Origin of the sequence: Bacillus sp. FJAT-22090 (assembly GCF_001278755.1) — a bacterium.
Lineage (GTDB): Bacteria > Bacillota > Bacilli > Bacillales_A > Planococcaceae > Psychrobacillus.
This window is the reverse complement of the sequence record NZ_CP012601.1, coordinates 174,040-188,715: the sequence shown is the minus strand read 5'-3', so window position 1 is coordinate 188,715 and position 14,676 is coordinate 174,040. Positions and strand designations below refer to the sequence as shown.

The 14,676-nt window shown below is 30.8% G+C and carries 10 protein-coding genes; all 10 read right to left on the bottom strand.

From position 1 onward, the window contains the following. Positions 1–48: 48 nt before the first annotated feature. The 10 genes from AM499_RS00980 to AM499_RS00935 all read right to left on the bottom strand — a co-directional run bounded on the left by AM499_RS00980 (position 49) and on the right by AM499_RS00935 (position 14,624). A complete protein-coding gene (locus tag AM499_RS00980) occupies positions 49–258 on the bottom strand; it encodes a hypothetical protein (protein WP_053588459.1) in 210 nt (69 codons plus the stop codon). A gap of 200 nt (positions 259–458) precedes the next feature. Continuing rightward, on the bottom strand, positions 459–680 hold the full coding sequence (locus AM499_RS00975) for a gamma-type small acid-soluble spore protein (RefSeq protein ID WP_053588458.1): 222 nt from the start codon (positions 678–680) through the stop codon (positions 459–461). A gap of 157 nt (positions 681–837) precedes the next feature. Further along, positions 838–1,962, bottom strand: a complete 1,125-nt coding sequence (locus AM499_RS00970; RefSeq protein ID WP_053588457.1) for an NADH-dependent flavin oxidoreductase — start codon at positions 1,960–1,962, stop codon at positions 838–840. A gap of 213 nt (positions 1,963–2,175) precedes the next feature. Next, the gene (locus AM499_RS00965; RefSeq protein WP_053588456.1) at positions 2,176–3,354 is read right to left on the bottom strand and encodes a NupC/NupG family nucleoside CNT transporter; all 1,179 of its coding nucleotides are present in this window, start codon (positions 3,352–3,354) and stop codon (positions 2,176–2,178) included. A gap of 234 nt (positions 3,355–3,588) precedes the next feature. Continuing rightward, complete coding sequence (gene sstT, locus AM499_RS00960) at positions 3,589–4,830, bottom strand: serine/threonine transporter SstT (protein ID WP_053588455.1); 1,242 nt, start codon at positions 4,828–4,830, stop codon at positions 3,589–3,591. Positions 4,831–5,194: 364 nt separating this feature from the next. Beyond that, on the bottom strand, positions 5,195–6,823 hold the full coding sequence (locus AM499_RS00955) for a DUF2075 domain-containing protein (protein WP_053588454.1): 1,629 nt from the start codon (positions 6,821–6,823) through the stop codon (positions 5,195–5,197). A 342-nt stretch (positions 6,824–7,165) separates the two neighbouring features. Further along, positions 7,166–8,926 (bottom strand): NERD domain-containing protein, encoded by a 1,761-nt coding sequence (locus AM499_RS00950; RefSeq protein WP_053588453.1) that lies wholly within the window; start codon positions 8,924–8,926, stop codon positions 7,166–7,168. Between the two features lie 38 nt (positions 8,927–8,964). Continuing rightward, the gene (locus AM499_RS00945) at positions 8,965–10,473 is read right to left on the bottom strand and encodes a hypothetical protein (RefSeq protein ID WP_053588452.1); all 1,509 of its coding nucleotides are present in this window, start codon (positions 10,471–10,473) and stop codon (positions 8,965–8,967) included. Next, the gene (locus tag AM499_RS00940; RefSeq protein WP_053588451.1) at positions 10,470–12,050 is read right to left on the bottom strand and encodes a VPA1262 family N-terminal domain-containing protein; all 1,581 of its coding nucleotides are present in this window, start codon (positions 12,048–12,050) and stop codon (positions 10,470–10,472) included. Before AM499_RS00940 ends, AM499_RS00945 begins: the two co-directional genes overlap by 4 nt. A 597-nt stretch (positions 12,051–12,647) precedes the next feature. Further along, entirely contained in the window at positions 12,648–14,624 is a 1,977-nt protein-coding gene (locus tag AM499_RS00935; RefSeq protein ID WP_053588450.1) for a DUF2135 domain-containing protein, read from the bottom strand. Positions 14,625–14,676 lie beyond the last annotated feature (52 nt).

Sequence of the window (14,676 nt, the reverse complement as noted above, 5' to 3'; positions counted from 1 at the left end):
GCTTAAATGCTGTGGTCTGGTTTTTCAGATTAAGCTGTTCAATATAAATTATCGCGAAGGTCTTGCTTCTTGGCAATTTGGACATTTTTTTTGATTACTACCTTTAAATTTCGTAAAAGTCTTTTCAAAATTATTTCCGCATGAACATTTAAATAATAGTTTTTGCGAGTATCCTACATATTCAGTTGATAGTAATACGCTTTCTGAATTCTTTGTTACATAATCACGTATACCTTCTATTGTCCATTTTTTATTCATCATTACACCTCCGGTTCGATATTATTCAATGGAAGAAGTTTTAGATATATTACTCTTAACTCATGGCTTCCTTATGTACATAGATTCCAATTATACCATCACTTGGACTACCTTGTCTTAAGCTCAAATATTCCATTTATTTATGACGTTATGCATAATTTAAAAAACGATGGGAGCATTAAGCTCCCATCATTTCTTAATTAATATTTATTATTTTTTCTTTGAGCTTGTGCTTTTTGGTTTGCTTGAGCGTTTTGTTGTTTTACTTCTTGTGCGTTTGTTTGAGCTTCTAGAGAAACTCCAAATTCAGATCCAAATTCAGCTTGAGAAGCGTTTTGATTTGCTTGCGCATTTTGTTGTTTTACTTTTTGAGCATTTGTTTGACTTTCAAGTGGAAGATTGTTTTTATTGTTGTTTGCCATTTTTCTTCACCTCCATAAAAATTATCTTTGCCAAAACAGAGGTTATTATTAATAGCAAATGTTGGAGTATCGTTTTTAAAGAATTACAAGCCATACTAGTACAGAGAAAAAAACGATGAAGGAACTCATCAATTGTAAGTTCCTTCATCGAAATTAATTATTCAACTACTGGCAACCAACCTTTTACATTCATAAGTCTCTGCCATAATGGATCTGGAATTACTAATTTTTCCTGATCACGTCTAGATAATGTTGTACGGATTTGTTCTACTTGTCCAGCCTCAACTTTTTCTATCCATTTTGGCTCCATTAGTAATTCACGACCTAAAGCAATTAATGGGACTCCAGTTTCTAACGCTTCCACTACATCATCTGGTGTATGTAATGAACCTACACCAACTATTGGAACACGACTCCCAACTACTTCATGAATTTTAGTAATCCTAGACTGGGTTTTATCTTTCTCAAGGAAAGACCCATTCCAAAATGTGTTTACAGAAATATGTAAATAATCGAGGGATTGTTCCGCTAATTTATCTACAAACTGAATAGTATCTTCTAATGTAATCCCAGGATTTGTACCTTCTTCAGGTGAGATACGATAACCAACAACAAACGGTGCCTTTGCATGTTTAGCGACAGCTCGTTTTACAGTATCTACGATAGCCAACGGGAAATTCATGCGTTTTTCAAGTGTTCCACCCCACTGATCATCTCTACGATTGGAATGTGGTGAGAAAAATTGCTGTAATAGATACGTATTAGCACCATGAATCTCTACTCCATCAAAACCAGCTTCAATCGCTCGTCTTGTCGCCTCACCGAAAGCTTTAATCGTATTCTGTATTTCTTCTTCGGACATTTCTCTAGGGACAGGTGCACCTTCTCTTTCCGCTGCAACAGCACTTGCCGATACAGGCTGCTGATCTGGCAATAAGTCTGTTGGAGATTGTCTACCACCGTGGTAAATTTGGATAATCGCTTTCGTTCCATTTGATTGAATGGTTTCAGCTAATCTCTTCAAGCTTGGTATGAAAGAGTCATCGTCAATACTAAACTGCCCCGGAAACCCTTTTCCATCCTTACTAACATAAGAACATGCTGTTATAAATGTCCCAACACCGCCAGTACGCTCTTTGTAATAAGCAAGCTCTGCTTCAGATACTTCCCCGTTATCGTGAGATGAATAATTGGTCATTGGTGCGACCATAATACGATTCTTTACTTCTACCCCTGAAGGAAAGGTAAAGGTTTGAAAGATTTTTTCATATTTCGTATTCATATATAGTCCTCCCTCAATTTTTATATATTCAGTTATTACCATACACTTTTCATTCTATAATGTCTTGAGATAGGATTCTGTACTCCCTAAAACCTCATCCATAAATTGCATGGTTTAAAAGAAAAAACAGCTATTAACAATTTGAATGTTAATAACTGCTTCTATAGACTTTTTCAGTGCCCTCGCAACGACTAAAGGTTCTTCTTTTTTTGATTATAGGATAAAGCTAACAATTACTGCTGATAAAACGCTTACTAACGTTGCACCGTATAATAGTTTCAAGCCGAATCGTGCTACAACGTTTCCTTGTTTTTCATGTAGACCTTTTACAGCACCTGAAATGATTCCAATGGAAGAAAAGTTTGCAAATGAAACAAGGAAAACTGAAATGATTCCGATAGATCGTTCGCTTAGATTTGAAGCTAATTCACCTAAAGAAAGCATCGCTACAAATTCGTTTGTAACAAGTTTGGTTGCCATAATACCACCTGCTGTTACTGATTCTGAAACAGGGATACCCATTAAAATCGCAACTGGAGCAAAGACATATCCAATAATTTCTTGGAATGTGATTCCAAATATCATATCAAATATGCTATTTACTCCTGCCATTAGTGCAACGAATCCTAGTAACATCGCCGCAACTACGATTGCAACCTTGAATCCATCCATTATATATTCGCCCAACATTTCGAAGAAGCTTTGTTTTTCTTCTTGCACAACAAGGAGATCTTCTTCTTCGGTTACAGTGTAAGGATTTATGATGGAAGCAATGATGAATCCTCCAAATAAATTAATCACGATCGCCGTTACGACATATCTCGGTTCAATCATTGTCATATAAGCTCCGACAATAGACATCGATACAGTAGACATCGCTGACGCACTTAGTGTGTATAGACGTTGAGGAGATAATTGTCCAAGCTGTTTTTTCACGGTAATAAATACTTCAGATTGTCCAACAATAGCGGATGCTACTCCGTTATAAGATTCCAATTTTCCCATGCCGTTTACTTTACTAACTGCCCAACCAATCCATTTCATAATGAAAGGAAGAACTTTAATATGCTGCAGAATTCCAATCAGAGCCGAAATGAATACGATTGGAAGTAAAGCAGTTAAGAAGAATGGAGCTTGTCCTTCATTTGCAATGCCAGCAAATACAAAATTGATTCCTTCATTAGCGAAAGCTAGTAATTTTGTAAATCCGGCTGCTATTCCCTCGATAAGAATCAATCCAAATTTGGTATTCAGTAATATAAAAGTTAAAATTAACTGTATAATAATCATCTGGATAATTGGTCTAATTTTTATTTTTTTACGATTGTTACTTGCAACCCAGGCAAGACCCAGCACAACAATTAAGCCTACGATTGAGATAAAATAATTCATTGAATGCCTCCACAAAGTTGTATTATTAGAAGGTTGAACGTCTGACCATTCAAACTTACTTAATAAGTATACAGTTTTAACTTATCATGTCCAAGGAAACTATTCCCTCTTGCGTTTTTTCTATATCACTCTCACTTGATTGATAGCCAAAAAGCCACGATCACCGAATCATCCTCGGTAATCGTGGCTTTTAAACATTTATATATCGCAGTCTATTTATTCTTTCTACAGTTTCTAGGAATTCACAGGAACTGCTTTACCTTGTTTACCTTCTTTACGCTCTTTAGCATGTTCAGCTGTAGCTGTGAACAGTACGTCAGAAGATGAATTCAGTGCAGTTTCACAAGAATCTTGAATAACACCGATGATAAAACCAACACCTACAACTTGCATTGCAATATCAGCTGGAACTCCAAATAAACTACATGCTAGTGGGATAAGTAAAAGTGATCCACCCGCAACACCTGATGCACCTGCTGCAGAGATAGCTGCTATAACAGTAAGCATAAGGGCAGTCACAAAATCAACTTCAATACCAAGCGTATTTACTGTAGCAAGAGTTAGCACAGCAATTGTAACGGCTGCACCAGCCATATTAATAGTAGCACCTAAAGGGATTGACACTGCATAAGTATCCTCATCTAAGCCAAGTTTTTCACATAATTTCATATTTACTGGAATATTTGCAGCTGAACTACGTGTAAAGAATGCATAAATACCACTTTCTCTTAAAACCATAAAAACAAGTGGATAAGGATTTTTTCGCGTATAGATGAATACAATTAACGGATTCACTATAAGCGCGATAAATAACATACAACCAACTAAAATTACTATTAATCTACCGTATTCAAGTAAAGCAGAAAGACCACTTGTTACAATTGCATCAAAAACAAGCCCCATAATACCAAGCGGTGCTAAACTAATCACCCATTGTACTACTTTAGTGATGGCATCCGAAAAATTTCCTAACATGTCTTTCGTATTTTGATTTGCACTTTTTAATGCAATCCCAAGAACGATAGCCCACATTAATATACCTAAATAGTTAGCATTTATGATTGCATCAATCGGATTGGCAACTAAGTTAAATAATAATGTTTCTAAAACTTCAAGAATACCCTCTGGTGGAGTAACGCCCTCTGCTCCTGTTGTCAGTGTTAGCGTAGTTGGGAATATAAAGCTTGCAACTACAGCGACAGCTCCAGCTAGGAATGTACCAAGCGCATAAAGAACAAGAATCGACTTCATATTCGTCTTCTTACCCTTTTTATGTACGGCAATCGCATGCATCACTATAAATAATACTAATATTGGCGCAACCGCCTTTAACGCACCGACAAATAAAGAACCAAAAATGGAAACCCAACTTGCAGCCTTAGGAAGGGTTAAAGCTAATATAAGTCCGACAATAATACCGATAACAATCCTTTTTACAAGGCTCACTTGATTCCATTTAACAAATAAATTTTTCATTTTCCTATCCCCCTTAATTTTCTTAAAACTCCCTTTGTACAAACGACAGCCACTTCTGCAAGCTAAGATAATAAATACTTATATAAACTTTAAGTAGACTGATAGTTTATTTTAACACAAATTTTCGGAATTGTGAGATGGTTTTTTATGTTAAATAGTCTTTGGAATTTCTTATAAAACAGTTCTATGTTAACCGCTGTTTCTGGAAAATATGTACATTGCAAAGTAGGGACATATCGGAGACAACAAAAGAGCCACAATTACTGAATTCTCTTCAGTAATTGTAGCTTTTAATCTCTATATATCTAATTTATTCTAATGAATGTCTTTATGGGGAATCAGCATTTGAGGGTTGAATTAAATTTTATTCAAGCTCCAATAATCTTTTTCTCAACCCAACATCACTTGCGTAGATATATAACCCTTTAATCCCTCGTTTCATCAGCACATTAATAGAATTCAAAATTATTTTCTCTTTCGCAGCATTTACATCTTCAATTCCTTCAACACCTGCAAATGCACCTACGTCTTTATAAGACTTTGGATTTATTTCTAATCTATCTAGTTTCCCGTTATAAGTAACAGAAGGACCTAAAATTACACCAACATAATTTAAGTCAAATCCTTGAATTGTATAAATGGAACCGGCTTCTGCAATAGTTGATTCTTTTTCTGCCCATGTATAGTTGCTATCTGTAATATTCCATGGAATTTTATATTCACCTTTATCCTCGTTTATATAATAGATACCACCATCTTTTTTGTGGAGATAATCAAAAGTAGAAACTATTCTACTTAAGCCATGCACCTTATTTTTTTCAATGATTGCCTGATGCATACCTTGGAGTGATTCGAATACTTTCATTTCGTATTCTTTATCTTTTGGAAGTGGTCTTACTATTTTATTTTTGAAATGATCAATCCACTCAATAACCAAATCATTGGCTTTCATGCGGAATTGATTTTTTAATTCATAGTTGTCTGTATCTGCTTGCTCTATTAAACGGTGTAATGTCATAGCCTGCCAAAAACTTTTTAACTTTAACACTTGGTTCTCGTCATAAACAACTACAACGATTTTAGCTTGTTTCATCAACTCTTCTAATTGATTATTCTCTTTAAAATTATTATAAGTATCTGGACGAGTTAATAACAGATGCCCCTCATCTACGAATATTATATCTGCTTTTTCACAAGAATTTTTTAATCGATTAATTAGTGGTGTCGGTCTTGCAAAATTTTTAGCTTTTAAATATTTTAATTTAGATGCAATACTTTTATATGTTTTTAACATTTCGTCATGGTTAACAACTAAATAATTTGTTGTGCCTTTTAAGATTGATGAAGGATCCTTTGATAATTCTTGAATAGTATTAAATATTGAACTTAATACAACGCTTTTCCCTACACCAGCTTCACCTTGAATTAAATATAAAAATGGTTTGTCTTCTTCTGTACGCGTGATGTTATTTTCACAAATCTCAATAACCTTTCGTTTGAGTTCTAACTGGTCCACAGATAACTCTTTAAAAGGTGACAATTTAAACACGTCTCGATTTTCAATAACGTGTTGCTCATTACTTACAATTCCTTTATCAACTAAACCCTTCCAAATTTCTCGAAAGACATCCCGGTCATAAAACTGTTTATTGTAGTAATTATGAGAAATATCACTAACCGTCTGACTTTTATTTTGAAGTTTATATTTCTGGTCTCCTAAAAAATAATTAATTAATTTCGTTTCTAAATGAAATGTAGCAGAACGATTAAATTCTTCATGGTGAATTAAATGCATCTCATCTAATTTTTGTCGCTCTTTTGATTGTAAATGCGAAAGCATTCGTTTTTTAAACGCTACCGTTTCTCCAATATATGCTTCCTTTTGATCCTTCAGTAAATAGATAACAGGGTAATTCAAATATTTTTCGGTGTTATGTATATTTTTTAAATTTGTTTCATTAAATGGCCAAGTAATAATTTCAACTGCATTCATCTTAAAACCACCTATCTACTTCCTCTTATACACATATTTTACCATGAATTATGTAGTTAATTCTTATTTCTATATTTTTATTAGAAAAAGTATTCACTCCACTATTAAGCGAATACCTCCATATTTTTATATTAAGGATAAATGATAGTTAATGGAACTGTATAAAAAGCAAAAGCGCCAAAACCCTTTATTTAAAGGATTTTGGCGTTATATGTAATCATTTAAATTCTTTGAATGGAGTCGGCGGGAGTCGAATCAACCGTCTCAAAGTACTGATATATCAATAGTTGTGGGGGCAATTGATTTTTTTGACTACGTTTTAACTTATTTGACTTAAGTAAATTACTTTCTATTCCTACGTTTGCTTGCTTTAGCCATTCTTTTTCGATTTTTAGTCTTATGATTATTTTTATGCTTGGCTCTAGGCTTCGGCATTTTTTCTATAATACCTAATTTTGTAAAATACATTTCATCGAAAATATCTGAGTACTCATGACTTACAAAGTATTTATCTACGCTATTTAATTTTTGAATATCGAATCTATTCTGGAACAATCCGAATATATCCAATTCGTCACCAGCAATCAATTTATCATGGTATTTACTTCTAAAATCTAAATACTCATTAAATTTTATTACTGGAATTTTTTTATATTCTATGTACTCTACTATCGATTCTAAATCAAAAATGTTAACAGCATATGGATATTTATCTTCTACTCCCTTCTCTAGTAAATACGACAAGTTGGATGCCACAATACCGAAATTTTCAGCTGTAACACAAATAGTATATACGGCTTTAATTTTTGAACGCTCAATTGAAGTAATAACTTCTCCAGATTGATTATATAAATCGGTTCTTTCCTGTTTCATAATTAAATCATGAAGGCTCTTTGCTTGATTATAAGCTTTTTGAATACCTCCATCACTTTTAAAATCTCTTTTTATACGCTGATAGGCCTTGTCTGGATCTCTAAATGGTTCTTTAAATTTAGATGCTTTAACTTCAACGATATATATCGTATTATTCTTAGTTATTATTAATAAATCATGTTCATTTTGAGAATCAGGCGATTCGAAAGCTGAAGTAAAATACTCTGCATCAGTTCCAAATAATTTTTCAAATATTGATTTAGTTTTTTCTTCAGACTTATTATCACGGTTTTTAAAAAAAGAACTACGTTTATCACTATTTTCTAAAATCTCAAAGAATCTATATTCAAAAGCATGTAAAATTTGCTTATAAATCGGTACATAATATTGTCCATTTATTTTAATGATAGGTCTAGTATCGAAATTTCCTTTTTCAGTATAATAATAGAACTCACTTTCTTCTCTCTCACATGAAAAAACGTTAAAAAAACATTCAGTTTTTTCTACACTAAACTCATCTTCGAATTTAGAGAGATTAATTTTAAAAAAGTCTTGTTCAAAAGGATTATTATTTGATGGGAACGCTTCTCTAGTTTTTTCCATAGCAATATCAAAATCTATTTTTTCTCGTTCCATTAAAGCAACAAAAAATTCATGTGCCTTTAATAATTGTAAAGTATCATTTTGAGTAGATGTTAATTGCTCTTGTAACATTTTCTGTATATACCTATACATCTCAATTGATTCATTTACAGATATCCCGATTGCTTCTTGTAAAGTCGAATTAAAAGGGCTTGCCCAATCTATAAGTCTCTCAATAATTTGTTCTTCATAAGGCAAAGAATGCATATTAAAATAATTCATAAATACAGGCATTGCTAACTCTCTGTGCCTTCTCCATGTATCAGAAATTTCTTCAGTATTTTCAGGAAAAAATATAAAGGCATAAAGTCGAGAAATTTCATTTAACAATTTTTTAATTTCTTCATAAGAATCTTCAAATGCCACTTGATCCTCACATTCTACTTTTGGATTACTTAATAGTAGATTTAATAAGTAAATATATTGCTTAAAGGGCGAAATTAAATTCGTTGCTTCAAAAACATTACGTTGCATAAAATGAACTTGAAATTCAACATTAATCATTCCAATTACTTCACGTGTATCAAGATGTTTAGTTATTTCTATTAGTCTATCAACTTTATTCGTTAATTCTTTATTAATGTTCATAAGATTCCCCTTCATTAGGAAATTTTTTTGTAGGTAATTTACTCTTGAATCTTGATGTCTAAGTTATTGTTAATTTCCTTAAAAATACTCGGTATCTCTATACAATTAAAATATTTTAACCACAATTTTGGATTATCAGTATATTTAGTGACTTGTTTATAATAATTGTTTGGAACTTTTATATTTTTTTCTTTATATATAATGCTCAAGGTATAAAGTCGAGTAATGTAGATAAAAAAATGCGATTGTTCAGTCGTAGCACTTTTTTTCCAAGTAGTTTCTAAAGAATCTAAACAATCTATTATTGTTGTTAGCTCTTCATATATTGTATTTTTATCTAATTTTTCCATTAAATAGTGAAGTACACAGTAATAATAATCTGTATACACCAAATCTGAAATATATGCCTCATTCTCATAAAGTTCCTCTAAATAGGCTATCCATCTATAATAGATTTTTTCAAATAAATATACTGCATTCTCTCCTACACTTATGTCTATTAAGGTACTTAAAAACAATCGGTTAAGCTCTAAATTATTGCTATGTGTATTTAATTGTAAAGTTTCAATATATACATCAATAAAATTCTTTTCTAAACCATTTATTGTGTTTGCAAATATTAAAATGAAATTTTTATCATATTTTCTATTAAGTAATTTCTCCTTATAAAGGCTAATATCACTCTTTGCGATTCGTAAAAATATGAAGCTTAATTTTTTTATTAACTCCTGAGATAGGTCTATTTTTTGAGACTCATTAAGTATTTGCCTAAATAGCTCGTAAAGACACCATTTATTTATTAAATTGGGGTTTGTTAAAACATCTATCTTTTCTTGAAATTCAATATAATTTAATAATAGTATTATCTCTAAAACTTCTTGCTTTTCGTTTAAGCCCTCTACCAGTAAGTCACAATCGAGCTTTAATAGAAACATAACTACTTCTGGTATAAACGCTGGTGCATGAAAGCCCGTTCCACGTTCTACAGCTTCAACAAACTCATATATTAGATTAGCATTTGCCGCTTTAGTCCCTTCTTCATAGCTTTTAACGAACTGTAAATCTGAATAGGTACCTTGACTTTTTGATATACTTGATTTCAATGATTTAACAATCAATACTAATTCATTTTTTAAGTTTTGCCTAATTTGTGAGTCAATATTTTGAATTAAATTATAATCATCATAGCTTAAACCTAGAAATTTATAAGTTATTAATATTGGAATCAAAGATTTAACATCATTAATTTTTGTTACTTCAGAATTGATTAACTCTATAAAATCGGCTGTAATTAAAACTTCCGATTCTTCAACTATCTTTTGGGGATATACTGGATAATTACCATAAACATAATACTCTTTAATAAATGGTAGTTCATTATCAAATAATTCATAAAATGAATTCATTAAATCTGAACTACCAATAATTTCTTGTATCTTTAATTTATCCAGCTCATCTAATAGCAACTCGATATATTTACTATTTAACTTCTTACATGATGTAACTCTCTTAACACTCTCTAAAAAATTTGGATTTATCTTTCTCATTTAGACCTCCAAATTAAACATTTATCATTATTTAACTCATGCCAAAGTTCATTAAAAGCATCTAGTATATTTTGAGGATTACTAACGTGTTGTAAAATATGATGTTCTTTCCCTAATCCATTTACTGATATCCCTAAAGACCATACTTTAGGCGCAAAATCTTTAATTGGAAAAATTAAAAACCGATCATGAAATTTCCAACCAAATTCACCATGTTGACATCGAAATTCTAAATTTATTCCTAAATTATTACTTGAGTCTAGAAAACTATTGCGTTGATAATCTTTCCATTCATCAATAGTTAAAGTATTTTTTTCACAAACAATTTCTTTGCTATAAATTTTACGGCGTTTTTTATCGTATGATGTTATAGCTTTCATTTCAACACCTATATATTTACAATGATATAAGGTTTCTAGAATATCTTCAGAAGTTAAATACGGATCCCATAAATACACACCGTCTCTACCATATATATCTATTAATTTTCTTATATCCCCCAAGGCCTTATTTCTTTCGTTTCCTGTAATACCATATTGCACAAATTCTAACCTACGAGTTAACTCATCTTTTTCATTTTTGTATGTTCTTTTACTTATCCAATCTTTATAATCTAAATTCCTTTTAACTTTATTATCGCTTTGTGAGACAATAGCTATTTCATGGCTTTCAGATTTTAGATTGATAGTACGCTGCTGGGAATGTTGAGTTGAAATATCCATAATAAAATTCATTTCTTTCATAAAACTAAAAGTTGAAGCGTAAGCGATAATGTTATTTTGAGAATCCACTATACTTACATCATTTAAATAACTTGTACTACCAGTTTTGATTTCAAAAATATTATCATCTACACCGTCTTTTAAACCAAACCCCATTATAGAACTATCATGTGTACCTGTAATTAATACTTTATATTTATCTGTCTGTATTTTTTCATCAAATACAACCTTTAACTTCATTTCATCCCATTCATCATTTGCAGTAATTGAAACATCTAGAATTTTTGAAGGAAATTGAAATATTATATTACCTACTCTGTCGCTTATATATTCTAAATCGATAGGGAGATATCTTTTTATAAATTCATTTATCTTGGGAAACAATTCATTAGTTAATTTAGTATTTGGAAAGCTTTTGATAGCATCAAAAAACTCAATAATATATGACCCATTATTATAATTATTTTTTAAGATAGAGTTTAAAGGTATTGATTTTGTCCCATTAGGTTTAATAAATTGTTTGTTAATTTTAGTGAATTTATTAAAATTTAGTTTTTGTCCTTCTAATTCCCAATCATTAACTTCTAGAAGACTATAATAGAGTTTCTTTATATCTAATAAATTTAAATTGTATTGTATAATTCCTAATATTAAATTACTTGTTAAATCCAGAGGGCGTTCATTTAAAATTTTCTTATTTGTACCGCAAAATTCTTTTTCTTCAAAATTTATAAGTGTATAAAAATTAAACGTCTTTTTACTGTTTTTATCAAAAATAAAAATAGTGGTTACTTCACATGACTTATAAAATCCTAATGTTCCTTCAGATACTAGCGATTCAAAATCAATATCCATTTTTATCCCATCTCCCCTACATTAAAAAGTAAATATTTTAAAAATCTCTTCACTTAACAAAAGCACTGGAAAAAATACAGTGCTTTCCTTCTCTCACTGCCCATAACACCAATTATGGTCACTCTTATATTTAAAAAATATGGCTTAAACATTTGCAAGCTTTATAAATCCTTTATTACCATTTGACCTGACAAAAGTAACACGCTCTTCAAGAGTGCAGTACTCCATTATTTTTAATCTTTACCACAATAAAAATAAATTTTATTAGCACATTGCAACTGTTACTTACTATTTTCTTCAAAAAAAAAAGATACAGAACACTTATTTGCTCTCTTGTCCGTAGATTATTTTGTTGTCACCAATTTTAATTCTGAAATGTCTTTACCAGGCACTAAAACCTTATTAAATCAAACTTATTTAACTTAATTGAATTCATTTTAACTAGAATTTCTCTGCCAGATAAATTCGATAAGATGGGTGGCGCTGGTTCAAAATTAGTCGGGTCCATCATTAGATTTAATTCACAAATCTTGATACATAAAGGTTTGTTGCATCTTAGCAAGAGAAATTCTAATTAATACTCCTGAATAATGAATATTAATAATTACTTTCTGGTATATTATCCTGAATCTTATTATGGATAAAAAAATCACCGCCAAATGGGGAAGCTTCTAATACAACCCACCACCTGCCCTCTCCATTTTTAGGACATTCAAATATGAAATTTTTATTGTCAATTTCTACTTCAATTTTACCATTACTAGTAGTAAGCGGTTGATCGTTTGAAAAGTTATAAATTGCAATTAAATAATTTCCCTGCAAAAATTTGTTAATAGTTACAATCTCCGGGCCTTTTCCATTAGTTATATCTTTTTCTAATTCAATAAAGGGTTTAACATGTTTATTCCCCTTATTATTATAATTAATTACATGACAATTTTTATTAGGTTCAGTTAGGAAAAGGTTTAAATCCAAATCTAGTGGTAGTTCGTCCCATGTTAGTTTAATATTCACGTTCCTACTATTATTCCATTCAACTTTTTTATCTATATCTCGAGGAATATCGTTTTTTGTGTCAGACAATTTAGTAGCCTTTTGAACTAATTCTTTGAATTTTTTAATTGATTCTATATTACCGGGTTTCATTTCTCCAATTATATGTGTTCTCGTTCTTAAATTAGGTTCTATTTCATTTAGAATCTTATTATTAACTGGACCATAATTCACCAATACTATTTCAGCATTAGGTCTTCCGTTAGCATAATCGATTAACGCATTATTAAAATTTTTTTTTGAAGCTCTTCTATATTGTTTACACTCCACAACTAATAAAGTTGAGGAAACTATGTCTGATAATGGAGGTATGATGATGGAATAATCTGGTTGAATTCCATTTTTCCTACCTTTACCTATAGGGTTTAAAAGAGTAGATCTCAGTTCAGACCATATATGTAACTCTGGAAAAGCGTTTGTTGTTGCCAGGTGTGAACCCGCAAAAGAAAATTGTAGCTTTCCATTGGTAGTATGGAATTGTAACCTTTCCCTTCCTAATGAATCAGAAATCTGAGTTAAAATCCAAGTAGCGTAAAAATCGTATCGTTTTTTCCAAATAGGAAGCTGTAGAAATTCCATCAGTTCCTGTATAATAGCTGAATTTTCTATACTATTTGAGATGGAGCTTAGGTATAACTCTAACTGAACACAAAGATTTCTTATTAGCTCAACATTTATTGAATCCGAGTTATTATTAATTCCGTAAATTAAAATAGAATATTGTTTTAAAAAGTTTCCTGCCCAAAAATCGACCTCATTCCATGCATAGTCTGGTAATTCATCCTGATTATTGTTTTTTTCAGATTCTGATAAAAAAGTATATAACTTTGAATAATTTACCTCTAATAAAGACAAAGAATCTATCACACTATTAAAGATAACTTGAATCTGATTTAACAAATCATTCAAATTTCTATTATTTGTTTTAGGTAATATTAAATTACTACCATTTGGCCAATTTAAATAATATTCTTTTAACCATTCACTCGTTTCTGTTGTAAGATACTCTTTATTTTCATAATCTATTTTAGTCGTAAATTTATAAATATCGTTGAATTCATCAAAAATTCTCTGTAAACGATACAAATTATTTTTGTTAATATCTAAGAGATTAATTTTTGTTTTGATAGACTTCCATTCTTTTACCCATACTTTAAATTGATCTAAATTAAATTCTAAGGAGTCAATTTCATTTTGAAAGTCAAATTTAATTAATATTGATTCATTAGTTTCTCTGATACTATTACTTTCAAACAGTTTAATTAAATCATTAAACATTTGTGAAAAAGGATTTAGGGATGTAAAAAAAGCCTGTAAAAAAAGCTCGATACTAATCTCTTTATCCTGTAATTGTTTCTTAACACTAATTGTATGTGAGAGGCCTAAATTATCCCTTAAATCGCTTTCAATACCTTTATCGTAATATTTAGTATCAATTCCACCTCTCTTCTGTAAAAATTCCCATACATCAGCTGAATTACTGAAGATATCAAGTTCATTGAGTTCTAATACTTTAGACATGTTTATTCTCCCTTTTAAAAAATATTCTTTATTTTTATTAAGCATAATTCTT

Bases quoted from the DNA above. Each gene is read 5' to 3' on its own strand.
- AM499_RS00935 (WP_053588450.1), bottom strand. From the start codon at position 14,624: ATGTCTAAAGTATTAGAACTCAATGAACTTGATATCTTCAGTAATTCA.
- AM499_RS00945 (WP_053588452.1), bottom strand. From the start codon at position 10,473: ATGAGAAAGATAAATCCAAATTTTTTAGAGAGTGTTAAGAGAGTTACA.
- AM499_RS00940 (WP_053588451.1), bottom strand. From the start codon at position 12,050: ATGGATATTGATTTTGAATCGCTAGTATCTGAAGGAACATTAGGATTT.
- sstT (WP_053588455.1), bottom strand. From the start codon at position 4,830: ATGAAAAATTTATTTGTTAAATGGAATCAAGTGAGCCTTGTAAAAAGG.
- AM499_RS00980 (WP_053588459.1), bottom strand. From the start codon at position 258: ATGAATAAAAAATGGACAATAGAAGGTATACGTGATTATGTAACAAAG.
- AM499_RS00970 (WP_053588457.1), bottom strand. From the start codon at position 1,962: ATGAATACGAAATATGAAAAAATCTTTCAAACCTTTACCTTTCCTTCA.
- AM499_RS00975 (WP_053588458.1), bottom strand. From the start codon at position 680: ATGGCAAACAACAATAAAAACAATCTTCCACTTGAAAGTCAAACAAAT.
- AM499_RS00950 (WP_053588453.1), bottom strand. From the start codon at position 8,926: ATGAACATTAATAAAGAATTAACGAATAAAGTTGATAGACTAATAGAA.
- AM499_RS00955 (WP_053588454.1), bottom strand. From the start codon at position 6,823: ATGAATGCAGTTGAAATTATTACTTGGCCATTTAATGAAACAAATTTA.
- AM499_RS00965 (WP_053588456.1), bottom strand. From the start codon at position 3,354: ATGAATTATTTTATCTCAATCGTAGGCTTAATTGTTGTGCTGGGTCTT.